Below are 19,917 nucleotides of genomic sequence, written 5' to 3'. Positions count from 1 at the left end.
AAAAAGCTCCTTTTGTCAAAGCAATATATTACACCGCGGACCATTATATCATATAGGATAGGCAGGATTCAATTTATGATTGTATTTGGAAAGGAAAAAAATGTAATTATGATACATATAGATCAGAATTGCGAAAAAGAAGAAAGGATGTTATGATAGACCATAAAGCCGGTTTGGAATAAGATGAGGTGGAAATATGGGAGAGAAATATGTCAGAGAGTATACGATATACTGCCCAAGAACACAGCAGCGGGGAACTCACAAGGTAGAGTATGCAAAAGCTACCTGTACAAGGGTTCCAGACACAATGCTGCATTTTTTGTGCAGCGTAAATGGTAAGTGCAAGGACTGTGAGGGAGACTATCAGGATTAAGAAAGGCTGCAGTATGAAATTCTGGCAGAAAGAGACGGAGGAGCCCCGCTGTGCAGAAGATCATACTGCAGTTTTTTTTGACCTGGAGAAGCTTTTTGGCAGTCTGACGGGAAAGGAAGATATCCAAGTCGTAAATTTGTAGGGGAGTTCTGTGGCCAGGGCAAAGGTAAGCAGAACACAGAATCCCAGCAGCAGGCCTGTCTCTACAGGGAAATCCACTTTTTCCAGAATACGGCTGTCTTTTAAAATGCTGTATACAAGGCCGTGAAACAGATAAATCGGCATTGTACGGACGCCCAGGATGGAATAAAAATGCTGCTTCCTGGGGATGAAGGCACAGAGGGCAAAAATCGCCAGAAAAGAAATTCCATAGCAGACCAGACGGATGAGAAGTCCCCAGCCATTAGTCAGCCCCATGTCTTCGTAGGAATATCTTCCATAGAAAATAAAAGGAGTCAGTTCCTGACCTGTAATCAGGACCCAGCCGCCCAGAAGTCCGGCCAATGAGGCAAGGCCTACAGTAAAAGCTTTCCAGTGTCTGCGAATGGATTCAAACCAGCTTTCCTGAAAATAATATCCTGCCAGAAAAAAAGGATAGAAAAATAAGGTCCTGGGAATGCTGAAAAAGTTTCCCAGCTGAGTAAATCCAATGAGCAGCCCCCCAGTAATGGCAATGAACAGGTTTCCGGGAATCTTTTTAACATAAGGAGTGGCAATTCTCCAGAAGAACAAAGCCATCAGATACCAGAGGGAAAATTTAGGACGGTTAAAGTACAGGCCAGTTTCTTTGTGAATGACAAATACATATAAAAAATAATAGAGCAATTCAAAAACAAAGTAAGGAATTACCAATTTTTGTATGAGCTTTTCCAATCCCATATCTTTTTTGGAAAAATAGCCGGATATAAAAATAAAGGCTGGCATATGGAAAGAAAAAATAAACCATTTTAAAACAGTAAGAAATAAAGTGTTTGTATAACAGGGCTCAATGAAATGGCCAATGACTACCAGCAGAATAAGAAAAGCTTTATAATTATCTAAAAAGTAATTACGGGATTTTGTTGACATAATCTTCACTTTCATATTATTATATTGAATATTATATTTAACAAATATGAAATTAATTAGTAATTTTTTCTTCTGATTTCGGAAGTATCATACACCGTTTTTATGGAGAACGCAAATAGAAAAAAAGTCTGAAATCCCAGGTGATTTTAGGTGAATTTTCACATATTAGGAAAGGAGGAAATTATGAGCGAACGCCGCAGAAGCAGCCAGAGAAGAAGGAGGCAGATGGAGGAAGAAAGACTCAGAGAAGAGGAAAGGCGAAGGAGGATTGCCAGAGCAAGAAGACGCCGACAGGTTATTCGCCGCCGTCGGATGATGGCGCTTGGAGGAGTGCTGCTGCTTTTGATTATTATCGTGGCAGCGGCTGTTACTATAAATAGAAGGAACCAGGAAAGAAAACAACAGGAGGAAATCGAGAGACAGAAGCAGGAAGAAGCAGCGGCTCAGGCTGAGGAGGAGAATAATACTCTTCATATCACAGCTGTGGGAGATAATCTGATCCATGAGGCTTTTATTGAAGCAGGAAGAGACAATGACTGGAATTTTGATTTCCTATATGAAAATATCAAGGATGACATTTCCTCTGCGGATCTGGCTTCTGTTAATCAGGAAACACCTTTGACAACAGATCACGAAAATGCAGCAGGATATCCGGACTTTAATACGCCGTCTGAAGTGGCAGATGCTTTGGCAGATGCTGGATTTGATATTGTTACTCAGGCGACGGAGCATGCTTTTGACCAGGAGGAGACAGGGATTGAAGATACGATTTCTTACTGGGAAGATAATCATGAGGATATAACGCTGCTGGGAATACATAACAGTGAAAATGACTCCAGATATCAGATTATCCAGGAGAAAAACTTTAAAATTGCTGTTATGAACTATAGCACCATGTTAAGTGAGAATCACTCTATCCCTGAAGAATCTTCACATATGGTTGATATTTATTCGGAAGAAAATGCTCAGGCGGACCTGGAGGCTGCAAAGGAAGAGGCAGATGTGGCGATTGTATATCTCCATGGAGGCCAGGATGAGTCAGCGGAGCCGGAAGAAAGACTTAAAGAGAGAGTACAGTTCCTGGCTGAGCAGGGTGCGGATGTGATTATCTGCTCCCATCCTCATATTTTAAAGGGATACGAAAAAATAGAGAAACCTGACGGGTCAGAAACTCTGGTATACTATTCTCTTGGAAATTTCGTCAGCGATCAGGCTAGCCTGGATAACCTTCTGGGAGGAATGGCAGACTTTACCTTGAAGAAAAACGGTGACGAGATAACTATTGAAAGTTATACAATGATTCCTCTGGTCATGCATTATAATTCGGATTATACAGAGTGTACCGTATATAAGCTGGAAGATTATACAGAAGAGCTTGCCCAGGAACATGGTATTCATGAGGAAGATCCAGAAGCAGAATTTACGGTTTCTGCTTTGGAAGAAGCCGCAGATGAAGCCGGGGAACTTCAGACAGAATGGGATTTCCAGACAGACAGTTCTGACGGGGAAGACAGCAGCGGCTCAGACAGCAGTTCAGACAATAGCTCAGGAAGCAATTCTACAGATAACACGGACAGTACTTCTGGCAGATATAATACAGAGGAGAGTAACAGCGGCAGTACTTCCGGAGGATATAATACAGAAGAGAGCGACAGCGACAGTACTTCTGGAGGAGACAGTACAGAAGAGAGCGACAGCGGCAGTACTTCCAGTGGATATAATACAGAAGACAGTGGTACTAACAGTAATTCTGAGGAAGACAATACATAAGAGAGCGACACCAGCAGCCCCAAAAAGAGCTAACGTCAGACTGGTATAAAAACAGAGGCCTTTCCGGAAACACAAAAAGATACGTTCCGGGAGGGCCTCTGTCTCAGAATTGCCCTGTACGTGTGGACATGCAGAGTCAGGACTTTTTAGAAGAGTCTTTGGCAATGCAGTCAGGAGAAAATGGCAGAATAGATTTGTAAGAATCCAGCTGTCCCCTGGATTGAGGGAGAGAAGGGATAAGACCTGTTGCCTCGGTAGTCCCGCATCCGTCCAGGTCTCTGGCGGAAGTTGCTTCTACGTTGTATTTATCTTCCTCAGGGCGAGATTTTTCTTTCATGAAATGGACCTCCTTTTGTGAAATAAGCTTATTTTAGGATTTCCATAAGAAAAAAATATATACAGGAGAAATGAAACATGGGAAAACATAAAGAAAAAGAAATCAAGACAAACGCCATGAGAATTTTGGAAAAAAACAAGATTCCATACGAAACCATACAATATGAGTGTGAGGAATTTATAGACGGGCTTCATACAGCCCAAAAGACAGGAGCTCCTGTAGAGCAGTCTTTCAAAACCCTGGTGGTACAGGGAAAAAGTAAAGAGTACTATGTTCTGGTGATCCCTATTGCAGAAGAGATCGATCTGAAAAAAGCGGCCAGAGTGCTGAAAGAAAAATCTATCGAAATGATACATGTGAAAGATATCACCAATGTAACAGGGTATGTAAGAGGCGGCTGCAGTCCCTTGGGGATGAAAAAGCAATATCCGACGGTTATCCACCAGTCTGCCCTGAAATACGGAGAAATCTATATCAGCGGAGGCCGGATAGGCACTACTTTAAAATTGAACCCGGAAGCTCTCGGCAAAGCAGTAAGGGCAATCTTTGAAGACATCATTGTCTGAGGCGGGAAAAGGGTTAAAGCTGGAAGGATTCTTTTATAATCTCAGCCAGGAACTGATGACCAAGCTGGGTGAGATGGATTCCATCTGTAGTAACCGCGTCGTAACCAAGTTCTTCAATTTTCTGATTTAAAGGCTCCTGGGTAGGGATAAAGCGGGCACCGTAATTCTTCGCCAGTTTATGAATGTTTTTTGCCATTTTTTTCTGCCAGGGAATCCAATCCTGGTACTTGTCGTCCTTGGAAAAAACGAAAGGTTCCAGGGTGATGACCTTTGCTGTAGTTTCTCTGGACAGATCGAAAAGCATTTCATGATAGGAACGAATACTGTCCTCCAGAAGATATAGCTTATCCTGCCAGGAAGCCTGAGAATGGACGATCATGCCAATATCATTAATCCCTACTAAAATACTTACATAGTCCGGACGCAGAGAGATACAGTCATGATGTAAGGTCCGCGCCACCCGTTCGGTTATATAACCGTCTACGCCACGATTTACAATATTCCAGTCTGTATCTGAATCCTTTATTGCCTCTGCAAGTATATTTACATATCCATACCCCAGCTGATTTGGGGAGGCCTTTCTCTCGGCATCTGTAATACTGTCACCTAAAAACACAATGATTCCCATAACATACTCCTCTTTATCCTCAGAAAGGATAGCATACTCCTTTCACCTATTTTAACTGAAAATTCCCAGTATTGCAAACGCTAATTTTCAGCAGGCTCTGGAGAAAGTGGAAAACCAGGTGTTGTATAGCGAAATTCTTCTTTTGCAAAGGCAATGATATCGTTATTTTTCAGAAGTTTTCTTTCTTCAGGGGCCAGAGAAACGCCGTTAATCCGGGTCCCATTTTTGGAATTTAAATCAACCACATAGCAGTTCATTCCTTCTCTTAGGATTTTGGCATGTATTCTGCTGACGGTAGCCTCATCCAGAAAGATATCCGCAGAATCACTCCATTTTCCCACAAGAAGGCTGTTTTTTTTCAGCATAAAGGTTTTTCCAGCGTTTTTTCCTGTTCCGACGAGAGAGGGATAGAGGGAAACTTGATTTTCCAGCAGAACTGTGGGAGACTCCCAGACGGTTTTCTCCGGCTGCTCCAGATTTCTTCCTTTTTCAGCTTTTAAAGGAGGAAAAGCTGAAGTCGGGAATTCCTCTATTTCTTTTTCTATAGAATGTTCAGAAGATTTTTGTAGGCTCTTAATTTTTAGGGGAGTTTTTGATAATGGTTCGGGTGTTCCTTTTTTTCTAAGCAGCAAAAAATAGATAAGTATCCCAAGTCCAATACTGGCTGACAGAGTTAAGAGAAGAATAATAATCCAGAAAAGAGGCAGAAGACGGAAATGCCAGAGAAAGAAAATGAGTATACACAGAAAGAGTATGCCGCACACAGCGGCAAATATCCTATGGGAAGCAGATTCTTCTTCCTCTTCATTATAGAAATCGTCTAACAGTTTTTTGCGGATTCGTTGGGTTTCTTCGTCTGCTTCTGTTTCAGCAGAAGGAATTTGAGGCTCAGGAGATTCTTTCTCCGGATTTGATGGAGATGAATCATATAGAAGTTCTTTTATTGTACGGGGATAGATGTTGTCTTCTGCAGCCTCTTTGTAGACTCCGTAGCCCAGGGAGACTGCACTTTTATCGCTGTGATTGATTTTAGGGAGCAGATATTCAGCCAAAAGTTCAAATCCATATTTTTCCCTGGCTACCTGGAATGGAAACCAGATGAACTGATAGTCACCTGTATGCATATTTCTGTAAATATAAGAAGGAGCCAGAAGAAGATAGTCCATATCTAGAAGATATTCATCCAGAGCGTCACAAACTCTGAGCCAATTCTCCAGGAGCTTTTCCAAGTCCTTATGGGAAAACTTCTCTTTCATAAAAAGATTTTCCAGAGATTGGCAGCCGGTGATATCATAAGAGAAATGTTCTTCTCCGTTTAGCCGCTGTACTTTACAGGGAATCAGTCCAGGAATGGAATTTTCAAGAAAGATGGTTTTCTGATAACTTTGGCCTGCTGTTTGGGAATCTTCCAGAAGAACCAGACAACTGATCCCACGGCTTCTTTTGTAGCTTACATCCATAGTCATCACACTCCTTCTTAGGGGGCTTTTACCGCTTCTATAATATTTCTGGCTTTTTCTACTTTTTCAATAAATAATACAGGCCGGATGACCTTGCTTTTTAGAACCTCATTTTGCTGCCATCTGAGATTCCGGAAAGGAAGTTTTACGGTATGAGAAAAGCTCGCTGTAATTTCCCGTTTACTTCCAGTAACAGAAAAGTAGTTTCCTTGGTTCCTGAGTCGTTGGGCCGCTGCTTGAACACCGTCTCCCGTTTTGTATACAGCAGAGGCACTGCCATATGCGGATGCCTCTGCCAATGCTGCAGTATCCCGTACCCGGCTGTAAGTGCCTATAATGAGGAAAAGAGAAGAAAAAATTACCAGCAGCCAGACTCCGCTGAGAAGAGCCATTTCTACAGTAAAACTGCCACTATATTTCTTTTTTATTATTTTTCCAGCCAAAAATATCCACCTGCCATTCCTGTAAATAAAAAGGGGATAAAAGGAATTCGAAAGCCTTTCTTTCTCCCACAGCAGAAAAAAACTAAAACGGATGTTAAAAATACCCCCAGCAGTCCTGTAAACAATACGCCCAGAGATTCCCAGAAACCCAGAGATATTCCTATGAACAGAAGGATTAGGCCGTCTCCATAACCAATAGCTTCTTTTGTAACTTTTGCTATAAAAAGAAGAAATAATCCAGGTATCAGTCCAAGAAGACTTTTTTCAATGAGAGAAAATGTATCCTTTTCAATAGTTAAGATATCCCATAAACAGACTGCCAGAGACAGAAAACCATAAATTTTCAGCTTCCATAGAGAAACCTCTTTTTCTTTTATGTCCTGTATGCTGCAGAAAGCAAGCATAGTCATATTTATCATCCAGCCTAAATTCATATGATCCTCCTTTTCAGTTCTGAGAACTGCATCTGGTGCAGATATTCAGACCCTGTGCCTCTGATTCTTTTACTGCAGTTATGATTCTGGTCAGACCGCTGCAGTTTTTTGTGCTGTGATAGCGGTTTCCCGTTCTTGTGATATAGACGAAATTCTGAGAGGAAGTGCTTTCCATGCATTTTTCGCAGGGATGATAATGTTCTCCGTATTGATTTGCCCTTTCCTCAATCCCTTTCTTATCCACGCGGCTTATGGAAAGTGCAAGATGGGTACAGGCAGGAGAAGTGTGATAAACGCTTTCCCACTGTGTGATATAGACCAGATTTTCTGAAGAAACAGGCATTCCAGGATTTCCGTGATATCCGGTCCAGGCCTGAGCCTGAGCTTCTACATGGATTTTCACAGGGAAAAACCTGAAAAAGCCCCCTGGACCGGAATAGAAAAAGAAGGCTTTCAGAGTAACGGTTTCATTTTGAAATCCTGATCCCAGAAGATAGATGCCGTTTACGCCGCCTTGGATTCCAGGAAGAGCTTCTCCTTTTAACACATTTCTTACTTTTTCTGTGCCATAAGCCATACAGACAGCATCTGTCACAGCGCCTACAGGTGAACTGCTGTCCTCTTCTGTACAGTAAGCGTACATCCCCAGTTCCTTTGCTCCTTCGCAGAGGGCTGTCTGTATCAGCATATTAATCCTGTATAGATCCAGGATACATGCCAGCAAGGTAATAGTAAGGAAAAAGAAAGGCAGAACAAAAGCACTTTCTGCTGTTAAACTTCCTTTATACCGAAGAGAGCTGCCCTCCTTTCTGTTTTTATACTTTCTTTTTGACAGAATGTCCATGTTCTCCCTCCTTTTACATATCGTAAGTGTAGAATCGTTCTCCCTGCCACTGCTGTCCTTCGGGCCCGGAAATCAGAAAATTCATGGACACAGCATCAAGGCAGGCATCAAAGGAAAAATTTGCCCGTCCCTCTTTGGCACGGATATTTTGTTCCATCATATCCATGCATCGGAAAGTCAGTCTATCTTCAGAAGAGAAGGATAGGAGAAGAAAGAGATAGTCTCGGTAATCCAGACCGGCAGAAGCAGAAGAAGCATCTTCTGTGCTTAGATGATTCAGGTGGGTTTTCCAGGAACCATTGTCTTTAGTCAGAGGAACCTTGCCGCCTGACAGCAGGGTTTTTACATCACAGATGCTTTCAATATAGGCCCACCCTGCGGCAAGGACACCCTGTACCAGAGTCATACCTTCAGGAATCAGCAGGAGGAGAGAAAGGGCAGAGGCACAGGCCTGAAGTTCTGCCCGCTTCTGGGGATCTGTATAGAGAAAGGCAATATTCGAAGCTTCTCTTATGAGCAGCAGCCGATTTACCACGTATTGGAGATTTTCACGGTCAGTATCTTTCCCGCCCAGCACATATTCCACCTGGTATTCCAGGGGGCCTGGATGTGATTCCTGGGTGTAAAAACTGAGACTGTCCAAAATATATTCCTGTATAAGCAGTTTATCGGTTACGGCACTTTTCCCCTGAGACAGGGGAAGAGCCCCCATGCCCTGTTCCAGCTCTCTGAAGGACAGAAGAGATTCTGTCTCCACAGATTTTTCTGAAACAGTTCCTCCGTCAGGAAGAACAAGCCCCAGGAATCCGTGGCTGCGGATATTTTCTATTATTTCCAGAGGATTATTGGAAGGAGAAATGTCTTCCATGGGAACTTCTTCCTCAATGGGAGCTTCTTCCAGTCCTCCTTCTTGAATTTTCTCCTGTTCTTCCATAGCTTCCACATTTTGATTAAACCTGTCTTTTATAAGCTGTATCCCTTTAGTCCCCAGATTATCTTTCATATAGCGGAGAATCTGAGCCTTTACAGCTTCTCCTTTGCCGTCAGAGGCAAGGCGGAAACCAGTTATACCGCATGTATCCAGCTCACAATTTGTGAGACCAGAGGAGAGTATAGGCAGGGCAAAAGTTTCTGTCTGTGCGATGACCTGTGCAAGATTAGGGCGGCTATCCCCATAACCGGAGTCAAGGAAAAACAGATGATAATCTTCTAAAAGATCCCGGTCATACTGAGCGAAAAGAGAATACATGGCAGCACCCATGGCGTTTGCAGCCTGGGCTCTGGCACAGGAAACTCTGGAAGACTGGATACATGCGGCCAGAAGAGAAATGATTACCAGGAGCAGAAGGCTCATGGCACAGGTCATACTGCCTTTTGTTTTCATAGATATGTCTTTCACCCCTTGTCTGTAAATTGGCTAAATACTGTTGCTCTGACTTGTGATCTTTGAAAGAATATTTTCTACCAGACTGGTGAGCTGTTCCTTGAAAATAATCACAAGACCAATTAAAACCACCAATATCAAGATGATTTCCACAACGCCTACAGCGTCTTCGTCTTTCCATAAATTTTTCAACAGAGTCATTGTGTATACACCTCCTCAGATTTATGATTTAAAAGAAATTTAGAAATGCTGGTATCATCAGTATGATGAGAACCACTATAAGCTGAAGAATCATAGGGAGAAGCAGTTTAGTAGAAGCCTCTTCTCCCTGTATCCTGGCTCTTCGGAGACGATCCTCTCCTGCGGAAACGGCTTCTCTTTCCAGAAGCTCCAGAATACTCTGATTCCCTTTTTTCAAATTCTGCACCAACAGAACAGACAGAACTTTATACTCTGCAAGGCCGCAGCGCCTGCCTAATCTTTCATATGCATCTTTTTCATATATCCCTCCTTTCAGTTCCCGGCAGGTTTTTACAAGCTCTTCATATGCCCAGCGGGTTTCTGTAAGGGAGGCTTCTTTTCTTTTCATATAATCCGCAGCAAGCTTTTCAACGGACATTCGTATACTGAGCCCAGCTTTAAGATAAAGAATCATTTTTTGAATAATATCAGGATAGTCCCGCTGCATTTGCTGTGTCTTTTTGAGCTGTGTTTGCTTTTCACGCTCTTTAGACAGAGGAAAAATTCCAAGGCCCAGGAGAAGAGATAAAATCCATATCAGCCAGCTGTCCCGGCTTTCCAGGCGCTGATATGAAACCTCCTGTCCCTGCACAACCGATGGAAGAAGAAGTTCCTTCTCAGAGCTGCCGCTGATATTTTCAGCCTCCTGCTGGACAGCCTTTTCTAATTCTTCAGCAGGGGAAAGGGCAGGAGGAAAAACCAGGACAGACTGTTCCCAGACGTTTTCAGTTTCACCCAGAGAAAGGGTACACCGAATAGTTACCGGGCTGCCTTTGGGAGAAATATGTTCTCCCAGATGTCCGTTCCAGGAAAGCAGATCTGGAGAATTGGTGCTCCAGAAAAGCTGTACAGGATTTTCTGGGATTTCTGAGGGAAATAGCAGGTCTTCCCCTATGCTGCCTTCAGAACCGGTATTTTCTTGAAACCATTGGGACAGAAAAGAATAGGCCTCTTTCAGAAAGGTTTCCACTTGAATCTGGGTATACTTCTGCTCTTCGACGGTTACCTGTATTTCTTCGGTACCTTGAGGCGTATGTATTTTTAAAGTTTCCTCATAAGCGCCTTCTCCCCAGCCCTTCCGGGGAAGTGAATGGGTATCAGTTTCCCTGTTTTCCTGCAGGAACATTCCAAGGCCTATAAGACCGCCGGAAAAAATAGTCAAAAAAGACAGGATGAGTTCTTTTTTTCTTTTTTTCGGAAATTTAAACTTCAATATCCACCAGCCTTTCTCCCCACCGATAAGCCAGGAGATAAATTCCAAGACAGAGGGTCATGATACAGATACCTGCCGGATTTCCATAAAGAACAGACAAAAGAGAAGGGGAGGTAAACTGCATATAAAGGATAATTCCAATAGGGATTAGGCTCATGACTTTTTGCTCTAATATTCTAGAAGCAAGCATGGACTGGATTTCTTTTTTTACATCCATCTGCTCTTCCAGGGAAGAGATACAGTTCTGGAGGACTTTTCGCATATTTCCGCCCATTTTTCTGGATTGAAGAAGGATTTGAGAGAAGTTCTGGATATCTTCAATGCCGGTTCGGATGCCTAAATCTGTCAAAAGCTTATCGATAGATGCCCCATGTTCCAACTGGACTTCCATATAGTAAAATTCCAAAGTCATTTCCCCTTTCTTTCCGTAAATCTTTTCCAGATCCTTTCGAGCTTCTTTTATGGAATTTTCGATAGAATAACCGGCGGAAATACTTACCTGGAGAGCAGCCAGAGCATCTCGGAACTGAATCTGAAGATGCTTTTTCTGCTTCTTTTGCTCCTGCTTTTTCCGCCCCTTGATATACCACAGACAAAGAGGCCAGAGGAAGAGAAATGCCAGGAGATTCTTATAAAACAGATAGTTGACCCCCAGGCAGAGAAGCAGAGACTCGCCTGCAAAGCGCAGCCATTTCTGCCATGAAAATTTAGAGTAATCAGATTTCTTCATAAATAATGCCCGCCTTTTCAAATTTTTCCCGGTGAAGAAGACTACCTGTTCTAATCAGCTCTTCATTCCTTATAAAGAGGGGGTTCAGCTCTACTTCTTCGCCTGCCATGCCTTTTACCTCGGCAATCTCCAGTACCTTACGGCTTTTATCCTTCAGTCTTCCCAGATGGACAAAAAGGTCGAATCCAGAGACGATCTGCCTGCGGATTACGGGAATAGGAAGCTGGATTCCCATTAACGCCATAGTTTCCAGTCTGCTGACCATGTCCCAACAGGTATTGGCATGGAGTGTGGAGAGACTTCCGTCATTGCCTATATTTACAGCTTGGAGAAGCTGGGCGGCTTCTCCGGAACGGACTTCTCCCACTATGAGCCTGCTGGGGCGCATGCGGAGACATGTTTTCAGAAGATCTGCAATGGTTATTTCCTGAGACTTTTCAATATTTGCCTGTCTGCATTCCAGTCTGACCAGATTAGGGATTCCCTGTATCTGCAGCTCTGCGTTGTCTTCAATAGTTATGACTCTTTCATCATTAGGGATATATTGAGACAGTGCATTCAGAAAGGTAGTTTTTCCGGAACCGGTGCCTCCCCCTATCAGTATGGTGTATCCAGCTGTGACTGCTTTCTCCAGAAAACACGCAGCCTCTGGTGTAATACTGCCTAAATTTAAGAGTTTTTCCATGGTTATAGGCTCCTTTGGGAATTTGCGGATGGTCAGAACAGGTCCGTCAAGGGCAACCGGAGATATAACTGCGTTGACACGTTCGCCTCCTGGAAGCCTGGCATCTACTACGGGCTGAAGAGTATTGATCACCCGGTTGCATCTGGAAGCAATCTGACTAATAACATCTTCCAGTTTTTCGGGGGAGGTAAAAGTTTTGGGCCAGAGAATCAGATGGCCTTCCCGCTCGATAAAAATCTGATCCCAGCGGTTCACCATGATTTCAGTGATCGTATCATCTTCCAGCAGCTCTTCCAGCACGTCCATTTTTCTCAGAGAACGGAACAGTTCTTTTCTCAGTTCTTCCATACGCTTGAGAGAAAGATAGAATTTTTTCCGCTCCTCCAGCAACAGCTCATCAATAATATTCAGGACTTCCTGATCTGAGGTTTCCCATGTATTTTCCAGCTTTCGGGCCAAATCTGACCGGATTTTGGAAAAAAGCTTTTCAGATTTATCCAAGGGGCCCTTTCACCTCCAGTATTCTTCGCACTTCTGCACCCCATTTTCCATGGAGGAGACTTTTGGGAAAATCCGGATTTTTTTCTGCGCAGGGAGCAAAAGAAAGATGGAGTTCCGTGATTTTTTCCAATAAACTGTCCGATAATACTTCTGCCATATTCTTGAATTGCTGTATTTTATACTGTGATATCCAATCCTCTAAAACCGGCATATAAATTTTGTCGCAGAGCTCCAGCATTGAGAATAGCTGATCTGCACCGTTTCCTATATCCAGTACCAGCTGTTGGTAACTGCTTTCCTTTTCCAGGAATTCAAAAAGTGCTGTCCACTCCTGGAAACTTATACCTCTGAGATCCTCAAAAGAGGAGACTGGTGAGAAGTAGTCCAGGTTTCCCCAGCTGTGAATAAGAGTATCCAGAGCAGGTTTTTCTCTGCCTGTACGAAGGCAGTAGAAGAAATCGCTGAGATTTTCACAGTCTGCTTCATGAATAGATTTCTGCCAGCCAGAAAAATCTTCCATGTTGATATACAGGGTATTTTTCTGCTCTCCCAGAATTTGGCCCACGGTAAGGGCAAAGAGTGTTTTTCCACATCTTCCCAGAGGAGAATATATTCCTGCCATCCCAAGCTTCTTTTTATATCCCAGCTCAAGTTCGGTGGGAGGGGATTCCTGACAGTATGTCATTACTTCACGGACAAGGCTTTCGGCAGACTGATATTTATATACATATCTGTCTTCTCCAGCTTCAGATTCTTTTTCTGAGGAGAGTATGATCATATGAGGAATCTGAAGTTTTTGCACCTGATCAGTTAAATTTTCCTCTGCGATCAATAAAAATCTGGGACGGTTTTTTTCAGCATATTGACACAGCTTTTCAGAATCAGTAAAAGCCTCTGCCCGAAAGGGGAATTTTTTTCTGGCGTTTAAATAGTCTGCAAAATTTCCAGCGTATCCCGCTTCAGAATCACAGACAGCAATCATATCTTTTTTCAATAGCAGCCTCCTACAAATAAGATGATTCCCGTAAAAATAGGAACAGTGAAATGGTAATTTTCAGGCCTCGGCCCTTTCTTTCTGTAATTTTCTCTAACTCTTTTTGTCCTGTATCCGGAGAAGTAAGAAATAAAATAAGAAATGCGTTCTTTCAGATTCCCACAGAGGATAAGAAATGCCAGAGAAAGGATACCTCCGGTAAGAAATGTAAAAAACAGAAGCTTCACAACTGCAGGATAACCCAGGATGCCGCCCAGAACAGACAGAAGCTTTATATCTCCGCCGCCGAGCATGCCAAAATAATGCAGAGGAAGGAGACAGATTAGAGGAAAAAGGAAACCGGAAAGAAAGTCCAAGATTCCCCCTGGGCCAGAGTGGAAAATCCAGAAGAAAAGACCTGTGCCAAATCCCAGGCAGATCAGCCGGTTATCCACCTTTTCCTGTAATACGTCCATAAATACCCCTCCGCCGGCAATGGTTATAAGCAATATATCCCGGACGGGCACTTTATCACCTCTTTTCTTTTATATCAGTCAAACTGGAGTCATGGACCGACAGGCCCGCAGAATAAAAAGATACTTGAGATTCTCCTGTGTGGAGAAGAGAACATCTGTTGATGTAAGTCAGATTATACCCTTACAAAAGAACTCTGTAAAGGAAAATAATGCACAAAAAGAGTTTTTAGAAGTTCTGCATAAATTTACAGAACAGTATTGACTCTATATTGCATAAGTATGCAAAAAGTTTTATAATACAATTAAATTAGAAAATTTAGAAAGATATAGAAAATTGAACGAATTCAAGTCAGCTGTGGCCTTTTGGAAAAAGGCGCCTGTTAATCATACGATTATTTTGTTAAATATTCTAATATTTATTCTTGTAGAAATTACCGGGTCCTGCGAAGACATAAGACATATGCTCCGGTGGGGAGCAGCAGGAACTCTGGATATTGCCCAGGATCATGAATACTACCGGCTGATCACTGCCATGTTTCTCCATTTCAGTCTCCAGCATCTGGGAAATAATATGCTGGTGCTTTTATTCATCGGAGATTGTCTGGAGAGAAATCTAGGGAAAGTCAGATATGCACTTATCTACTTTCTGGGCGGAGCCGGAGCAAATCTGCTCTCTGTTTTCCATGAAGTATATGTGAATGAATATGTGGTGTCTGCTGGGGCGTCCGGAGGAGTTTTTGCAGCTATAGGCGGGCTGCTTTATGTGGTAGTGAGAAATAAAGGTCATATAGAGAACTTTACCTCACGTCAGCTTCTTATTCTGGCTTTCCTTTCTCTTTACCATGGCCTGACCAGTACCGGAGTAAACAATATGGCTCACCTGGGAGGACTGGTCCTGGGCTTCCTTTTTGCCCTGCTCTTTTATCACAGGAGAAAGTCCTCGATCCCAGTCAGGTGATTGGCAGAACAACTGTAAAGGAAGTATCCTCTCCAGCGGAAGAACGAAAGAAAATCTGACCGCCGTGGGCGGAAATGATTCTTTTACAAATGGCCAGTCCAAGGCCGGTACCACCCTGCTTATAGGTGACAAAAGGTTCAAAAATATCTTTTTGATGGCTGACAGGGATACCGCTTCCTGTGTCTTTTACACACAAATAGATATTTTCTCCGTCACAGCTGAGAGAACAGCGGATCAGACCCTGGCGTCCAATGGCTTCTCTGGCATTTGTGAGGAGATTCAGCAGTACTTGACGTATTTTTGTAGGGTCTGCTGAAATCAGAGGGACTGCAGTTTCTTTTTCATAGAGAAGAGAGATTTCCAGAGTCTGGCAGAGCGGAGTCAGAGATTCTACAGTTTCCCGGAAAATGCTGTCCAGATTTATTTCTTGAAGGTGGAGTTTGGCAGAGTTATTGAAAGAAGAGAACTCTTCCAGCAGAGCTCTGAGAAAACTCATGTTTTCCATGATCTTTTCCCAATAGTCATCTTCTTTGATTTCTGGATGGTGGCTTTCAAATAACTGAAGAAAGCTGTTGATGAGAGTTACCGGGTTGCGGATTTCATGAGAAATCTGAGACAGCAGAAACTGCTGTTTTACCTGTAATTCCTGATAAAGGGTTTTATAGTCAGGATTGCTGTTTCCTGAAAGCTGAAAGACAGAAGATCCTGTTTGCGATTCCATAATATTCCTCCCAATTTGTTTTTCGTAGATAGTTTAGCACTGAAATTTTTAAATGGCAAATAAATTTGTTTTACAAAAAATACCAAATTTCGACAAAAGTGTCACAAATGCCGAATTAAATTCGGATATATTATGAAAGGAAAGGAGAAAAAATATGAAAGAATGTATTTTTTGCAAAATCGCCAATGGAGAAATTCCATCGGCAACACTTTATGAGGATGAGAAATTCAGGGTAATCCTGGACCTTGGGCCTGCAACGAAAGGTCATGCCCTGATTCTTCCAAAGTCACATTATGAAAATCTTTATGAATTACCCGAGGGGTTGGCAGGAGATGCAATGGTGCTGGCAAAAAAAGTCATAACGGAAATGAAAGAGGTTTTGAAATGCGACGGATATAACGTAGTACAAAATAATGGAGAAGCAGCAGGACAAACGGTATTTCATTTTCATATGCATCTGATACCGAGAAGAGACGGTGACAATGCCGGTATCTCCTGGAATCCAGGCACACTTACGCCAGAAGACAAAGAGGAGATTCTTTCAAAATTTTCTTTAAAATAATAGAAATGGATACAAAAGATGAACGATGAGCGGTTTCGTGAAATTTATCAGCAATACTATGGTTTAGTAAAGAAAACGGCGTTCAGTGTTTTGAAAGACTATGATTTTTCAGAAGATGTGGCTCAGGAAGTATTTCTTTTATTTTCGTTGAAAGAACATACTTTAAAGGAAGAATATTATCGTCAGTGGCTCCTTGTAAATGCCAGAAGAAAAGCCATTGACTTTTGCAGGAAAGCCTATCAGGTCCATGAGGTTACGGCCTCTATGTCTCCTGATGAGGATGAAACGAACCAGGATAATGCAACAGAGTGGATTTACGGCCAAAGACAAGATTTCTTTGAGGATGAGATTGCACATAAGATTATGTTGAGAGAATTGACAGGAAAATTATTTCAGGATTTGGCAAACAGAAACAGTGAATGGTATGAAATCATGATGAGAACAGTTGTAGAAGGCGAAAGCCCGGAAGAGACGGCTCGTGCTCTTGGCATCTCAGTAGAAAATCTGAGAGCCAAGAAACATCGAATGAAAGAGTGGATAAAAGAGCACTACAGAGATGACTTTGAAAGAGCCTGATTATTTTACCGCTTTTTCAATAAGCTGCACAATCAATTCAATAGAGTTTTTGTGCTTGCTGGAAGACATTGCGGTAATGTAAGATTCTCTGTGCTCGTAAAGGTCATAGACAGCAGTCAGCAGGGATTCATTTGTAAGTTCTTCTTCTTCCAGAACCTTACTGTATCCCAGATGTTCGAAAGAACGGGCATTGAGTATCTGGTCACCTCTGCTTGCACGGGCAGAAAGAGGAATCAGGAGATTCGGCTTGTTTAAAGCGCTGAGTTCGCAGATAGCATTGGCGCCGGCTCTTGAGATCACAACATCTGCCAGAGCAAAAAGATCTGCAAGTTCTTTTTTGATATATTCATACTGAACATACCCTGGGGTGCCTTCCAGGCTGTCATCTATTTTGCCTTTGCCGCAGAGATGGATGACTTGGAAATCCTGGAGGAGTTCCGGAAGGACTGCTCTTACCGCCTGATTTACGGCAGCGGCACCAAGACTTCCTCCGATGATAAGGATAACTGGTTTATCAGGTGAGAAACCTGTAAATTCCAACCCTTTTTCTCTGCTTCCAGTGAGAAGCTCCTGGCGGATAGGCGTTCCGGTGAGAACAGCCTTTTCTTCAGGAAGATGGGAAACAGTTTCGGGAAAGTTGCAGCACACTTTTGTGGCAAAGGGTATACATATTTTGTTGGCCAGACCGGGAGTCATATCTGACTCATGGATAAAAGTAGGGATTTTCTTCCTGCTGGCGGCGATTACAACAGGAACTGTTACAAAACCGCCTTTGGAGAATACTACATCAGGCTTCAGATCTTTCATGAGTTTTTTGGCTTCCATAAAACCTTTCACAACCCGGAAAGGATCTGTAAAGTTTTTGACATCAAAGTAACGCCTTAATTTTCCAGAGGAAATCCCATAATAGGGAATTCCCAGCTCCTCAATGAGTTTTTTCTCAATTCCTTCATAGGAACCAATATAAGAGATTTTATATCCCAGTTCTTTTAAACGGGGTATCATTGCAATATTTGGGGTTACATGGCCGGCAGTACCTCCGCCGGTAAGAACGATATGCTTCATGGTGTTCCTCCTGATTCTAAAATGTAACTATAAGATAATATGATACACTTGCGGGGAAAAGTCAAGAAAAGATAGGAGTTTCATGGGTAAAATAGAAGAAAAGAACGGCGGTGCAGGGCTTCAGTCTGCTGAAGAAGCGAGAGACAGGGAGTTTGAACAGTGGGTACAGCAGCAGTTTTTGAAGGAAGCGGCGGCTATCGAGAAAGAAATTGACGAGATTCCCGATTCTGAAAACTGGAAACCCACAGAAGAAAGTTTCCAGAAGCTTTTGCAGAAGGCAAAGGAGCAGGGCTCTGTTCAGTCTGCACCGGATTCTGTACAAACTACAGTAAGCGAAGATAAATTCAAAGATAAAGAAAACAAAGATACAAAAGAAGAAATTGTAAGCGAAAAACTGAATAAAGAAAAATTAAATAGTGAAACGAAAAAAATCCTTAATAAAGACACAGGTAGACATAAGTTCGCAGATATTAGAGAGAAGGTGATAAAGTGGGCCGCTGTTGCGGCGGTAACTGTATTTGGAATCTTTGGGGTTTCCATGAGCAGTGAGGCGAACAGGGCGTATATAATGGAAAGAGTAGATAGTATGATGGGGAATGATGTAGGGACAACAATGGATAATGAAGAAACATTGCAAGGAGAAGTAACAGAAGAAGAAGCAAAAGCAGAGATAGAAGAAGTATTAGCGGCGGAGCTTCCAGACTTTTTTTATTTTCCTAAAAATTTACTTTTTAGTACTTATGAAGTAGACAGTGAAGCAAAAATAGGCTACCTACAATATATATCAGATGAAAATTTAGTTGTGTTAACAGCATTTATAAATGACAAAAACGCTTCAGCATTTGCATTAAGTGATTCTGGAGAAATGCTTGGTAATATAACTAGTCAGATTTTTAGCCCGGTTCAATCTACACTTTGGAAGGTGGAGAATGAAGACGATGAAAGACCTACATATATTCTTCAATGGGATTATAAAAATATATATTATGAGTTGACAGGAAAAATAGAAGAAGAAGAAATGAGAAGTATTGCAGAAAATATTATGTATTAGGAGGAAATTATTTATGAAGAAAAAGATAAAGAAGATGGTAGGATTGTGCTTAACTACTGCACTTTTGTTGGGAATGTCTATACCTACATATGCAGAGACAATACCACCAGAATTAGGAAAAGTTGTGGAAGGCTCTACATTGATAGAGGACAATGTTTCTGAAGTTACTTTATATAATCGGGCTAGAGGGAACATCTTGAATAGAGGAGTTGCTCGGGTGTCAGATAATGATGATGGAACAGTCAATGCCTATGGTTCTGTGATTGGTGCGGTAATATGTGATAGAATGGATTTGACATTAGTCTTGCAAAGATATGATGGAAAATACTGGAATGACGTTGCCACAAAGTCATACAGTGCTTCCAATATAGGTGTACTTTCTCGAAGCTTTAATACATCTGTCTCCAGAGGTTATTACTATCGTGTCAAAGCAGCATGTGTAGCAACAGATGGAGGAACAGTTGAGAGTCAAATGCCAGTTACAAATGGTATTTGGGTAGATTAAAAGTGCAATAAACTGTCTACATTTTTGGTGAAATTAATCTATTAGGTAGTGTAAAAAACTTTGTGGCTTTGGTAAAAAATGGCTCCTTTTTGGTAAGAATTACAGATATGACAATTCTTATCGAAAAGGAGTTTATTTATGGCAGTAGCAAAAGACCAAATCCGACAGATTATTACAGAAAACAACATTACCAGTGTGGCTGATGTTTACGCCCTTCTTAAAGACAGCTTCAAAGATATCCTGCAGGAGCTTCTGGAAGCCGAGATGGATGCAACTCTGGGCTATGAAAAAAATTGTAAAGGTGATCTGAAGAGCGATAATAAAAGGAATGGACATTCTTCCAAAACACTCAAA

25 protein-coding genes are annotated in these 19,917 nt (G+C 42.1%); 9 read left to right on the top strand and 16 right to left on the bottom strand.

Features of this window, described 5'->3' with window-relative positions; genetic code table 11:
• Nucleotides 1–196: 196 nt before the first annotated feature.
• Nucleotides 197–373, top strand: coding sequence for a hypothetical protein (locus B5G33_RS21365; protein ID WP_158229615.1), 177 nt, complete (start codon nucleotides 197–199; stop codon nucleotides 371–373).
• 60 nt (nucleotides 374–433) lie between these two features.
• On the opposite strand, the gene B5G33_RS12535 is transcribed toward B5G33_RS21365, so the two are convergent.
• Entirely contained in the window at nucleotides 434–1,441 is a 1,008-nt protein-coding gene (locus tag B5G33_RS12535) for an acyltransferase family protein (RefSeq protein WP_087417873.1), read from the bottom strand.
• Nucleotides 1,442–1,624: 183 nt separating this feature from the next.
• Between B5G33_RS12535 and B5G33_RS12530 the strand changes: the two genes are divergently transcribed.
• Nucleotides 1,625–3,211, top strand: a complete 1,587-nt coding sequence (locus B5G33_RS12530) for a CapA family protein (RefSeq protein ID WP_087417872.1) — start codon at nucleotides 1,625–1,627, stop codon at nucleotides 3,209–3,211.
• A gap of 136 nt (nucleotides 3,212–3,347) precedes the next feature.
• On the opposite strand, the gene B5G33_RS12525 is transcribed toward B5G33_RS12530, so the two are convergent.
• Nucleotides 3,348–3,548: a GTPase gene (locus B5G33_RS12525; protein ID WP_087269472.1), complete on the bottom strand. Its 201-nt coding sequence runs from the start codon at nucleotides 3,546–3,548 to the stop codon at nucleotides 3,348–3,350.
• Nucleotides 3,549–3,625: 77 nt separating this feature from the next.
• Between B5G33_RS12525 and ybaK the strand changes: the two genes are divergently transcribed.
• The gene (gene ybaK, locus B5G33_RS12520) at nucleotides 3,626–4,114 is read left to right on the top strand and encodes a Cys-tRNA(Pro) deacylase (RefSeq protein ID WP_087269475.1); all 489 of its coding nucleotides are present in this window, start codon (nucleotides 3,626–3,628) and stop codon (nucleotides 4,112–4,114) included.
• A gap of 13 nt (nucleotides 4,115–4,127) precedes the next feature.
• Here ybaK and B5G33_RS12515 read toward each other — a convergent pair whose 3' ends face one another.
• The 12 genes from B5G33_RS12515 to B5G33_RS12460 all read right to left on the bottom strand — a co-directional run bounded on the left by B5G33_RS12515 (nucleotide 4,128) and on the right by B5G33_RS12460 (nucleotide 14,176).
• Nucleotides 4,128–4,742, bottom strand: coding sequence for an SGNH/GDSL hydrolase family protein (locus B5G33_RS12515; protein WP_087417871.1), 615 nt, complete (start codon nucleotides 4,740–4,742; stop codon nucleotides 4,128–4,130).
• A gap of 80 nt (nucleotides 4,743–4,822) precedes the next feature.
• On the bottom strand, nucleotides 4,823–6,202 hold the full coding sequence (locus B5G33_RS12510) for a DUF6382 domain-containing protein (RefSeq protein ID WP_158229614.1): 1,380 nt from the start codon (nucleotides 6,200–6,202) through the stop codon (nucleotides 4,823–4,825).
• Between the two features lie 17 nt (nucleotides 6,203–6,219).
• On the bottom strand, nucleotides 6,220–6,645 hold the full coding sequence (locus B5G33_RS12505; RefSeq protein WP_242974695.1) for a hypothetical protein: 426 nt from the start codon (nucleotides 6,643–6,645) through the stop codon (nucleotides 6,220–6,222).
• Entirely contained in the window at nucleotides 6,630–7,079 is a 450-nt protein-coding gene (locus B5G33_RS12500) for a prepilin peptidase (protein ID WP_087417869.1), read from the bottom strand. Before B5G33_RS12500 ends, B5G33_RS12505 begins: the two co-directional genes overlap by 16 nt.
• 13 nt (nucleotides 7,080–7,092) lie before the next feature.
• Complete coding sequence (locus B5G33_RS12495; RefSeq protein ID WP_087417868.1) at nucleotides 7,093–7,923, bottom strand: hypothetical protein; 831 nt, start codon at nucleotides 7,921–7,923, stop codon at nucleotides 7,093–7,095.
• Between the two features lie 13 nt (nucleotides 7,924–7,936).
• Nucleotides 7,937–9,307, bottom strand: a complete 1,371-nt coding sequence (locus B5G33_RS12490) for a DUF5702 domain-containing protein (RefSeq protein ID WP_087417867.1) — start codon at nucleotides 9,305–9,307, stop codon at nucleotides 7,937–7,939.
• Between the two features lie 33 nt (nucleotides 9,308–9,340).
• Nucleotides 9,341–9,508 (bottom strand): Flp1 family type IVb pilin, encoded by a 168-nt coding sequence (locus tag B5G33_RS12485; protein WP_087269495.1) that lies wholly within the window; start codon nucleotides 9,506–9,508, stop codon nucleotides 9,341–9,343.
• Nucleotides 9,509–9,536: 28 nt separating this feature from the next.
• Nucleotides 9,537–10,760 carry a type II secretion protein F gene (locus tag B5G33_RS12480; RefSeq protein WP_242974694.1) on the bottom strand — a complete coding sequence of 408 codons (1,224 nt, stop codon included), beginning with the start codon at nucleotides 10,758–10,760 and terminating at the stop codon, nucleotides 9,537–9,539.
• On the bottom strand, nucleotides 10,750–11,490 hold the full coding sequence (locus tag B5G33_RS12475) for a type II secretion system F family protein (protein WP_087417866.1): 741 nt from the start codon (nucleotides 11,488–11,490) through the stop codon (nucleotides 10,750–10,752). The genes B5G33_RS12480 and B5G33_RS12475 overlap by 11 nt, the downstream gene beginning before the upstream one ends.
• Complete coding sequence (locus tag B5G33_RS12470) at nucleotides 11,477–12,676, bottom strand: CpaF family protein (protein ID WP_087269501.1); 1,200 nt, start codon at nucleotides 12,674–12,676, stop codon at nucleotides 11,477–11,479. The genes B5G33_RS12475 and B5G33_RS12470 overlap by 14 nt, the downstream gene beginning before the upstream one ends.
• Nucleotides 12,669–13,670, bottom strand: coding sequence for a hypothetical protein (locus B5G33_RS12465; protein WP_087417865.1), 1,002 nt, complete (start codon nucleotides 13,668–13,670; stop codon nucleotides 12,669–12,671). Before B5G33_RS12465 ends, B5G33_RS12470 begins: the two co-directional genes overlap by 8 nt.
• A complete protein-coding gene (locus tag B5G33_RS12460; protein ID WP_275532363.1) occupies nucleotides 13,667–14,176 on the bottom strand; it encodes an A24 family peptidase in 510 nt (169 codons plus the stop codon). The genes B5G33_RS12465 and B5G33_RS12460 overlap by 4 nt, the downstream gene beginning before the upstream one ends.
• Nucleotides 14,177–14,522: 346 nt before the next feature.
• On the opposite strand from B5G33_RS12460, the gene B5G33_RS12455 reads away from it, so the two are divergent.
• On the top strand, nucleotides 14,523–15,083 hold the full coding sequence (locus B5G33_RS12455) for a rhomboid family intramembrane serine protease (protein WP_242974693.1): 561 nt from the start codon (nucleotides 14,523–14,525) through the stop codon (nucleotides 15,081–15,083).
• On the opposite strand, the gene B5G33_RS12450 is transcribed toward B5G33_RS12455, so the two are convergent.
• A complete protein-coding gene (locus tag B5G33_RS12450) occupies nucleotides 15,076–15,804 on the bottom strand; it encodes a sensor histidine kinase (RefSeq protein ID WP_087269511.1) in 729 nt (242 codons plus the stop codon). The two genes, B5G33_RS12455 and B5G33_RS12450, sit on opposite strands and share 8 nt — an antisense overlap.
• Nucleotides 15,805–15,958: 154 nt before the next feature.
• Between B5G33_RS12450 and B5G33_RS12445 the strand changes: the two genes are divergently transcribed.
• On the top strand, nucleotides 15,959–16,366 hold the full coding sequence (locus B5G33_RS12445; protein WP_087269514.1) for an HIT family protein: 408 nt from the start codon (nucleotides 15,959–15,961) through the stop codon (nucleotides 16,364–16,366).
• 18 nt (nucleotides 16,367–16,384) lie between these two features.
• Entirely contained in the window at nucleotides 16,385–16,942 is a 558-nt protein-coding gene (locus B5G33_RS12440; RefSeq protein WP_087269517.1) for an RNA polymerase sigma factor, read from the top strand.
• On the opposite strand, the gene B5G33_RS12435 is transcribed toward B5G33_RS12440, so the two are convergent.
• Nucleotides 16,943–18,007 carry an undecaprenyldiphospho-muramoylpentapeptide beta-N-acetylglucosaminyltransferase gene (locus tag B5G33_RS12435; RefSeq protein ID WP_087269520.1) on the bottom strand — a complete coding sequence of 355 codons (1,065 nt, stop codon included), beginning with the start codon at nucleotides 18,005–18,007 and terminating at the stop codon, nucleotides 16,943–16,945. It abuts the gene before it with no gap.
• Nucleotides 18,008–18,089: 82 nt separating this feature from the next.
• Here B5G33_RS12435 and B5G33_RS12430 point away from each other — a divergent pair, with 82 nt between their 5' ends.
• From B5G33_RS12430 to B5G33_RS12420, 3 genes are all read left to right on the top strand, one after another.
• Complete coding sequence (locus tag B5G33_RS12430) at nucleotides 18,090–19,058, top strand: DUF4367 domain-containing protein (protein WP_087417863.1); 969 nt, start codon at nucleotides 18,090–18,092, stop codon at nucleotides 19,056–19,058.
• Between the two features lie 13 nt (nucleotides 19,059–19,071).
• Nucleotides 19,072–19,563, top strand: a complete 492-nt coding sequence (locus B5G33_RS12425; protein WP_087417862.1) for a DUF6147 family protein — start codon at nucleotides 19,072–19,074, stop codon at nucleotides 19,561–19,563.
• Between the two features lie 138 nt (nucleotides 19,564–19,701).
• Nucleotides 19,702–19,917, top strand: a 216-nt coding sequence (locus B5G33_RS12420) for a transposase (RefSeq protein ID WP_204247386.1), incomplete at its 3' end; no start/stop codon positions are given.

It is taken from the genome of Blautia sp. An81, from assembly GCF_002161285.1.
Taxonomy (GTDB): domain Bacteria; phylum Bacillota; class Clostridia; order Lachnospirales; family Lachnospiraceae; genus Blautia; species Blautia ornithocaccae.
The sequence above is the reverse complement of the archived record's forward strand: the minus strand, read 5'-3'. Positions and strand labels throughout refer to the sequence as shown.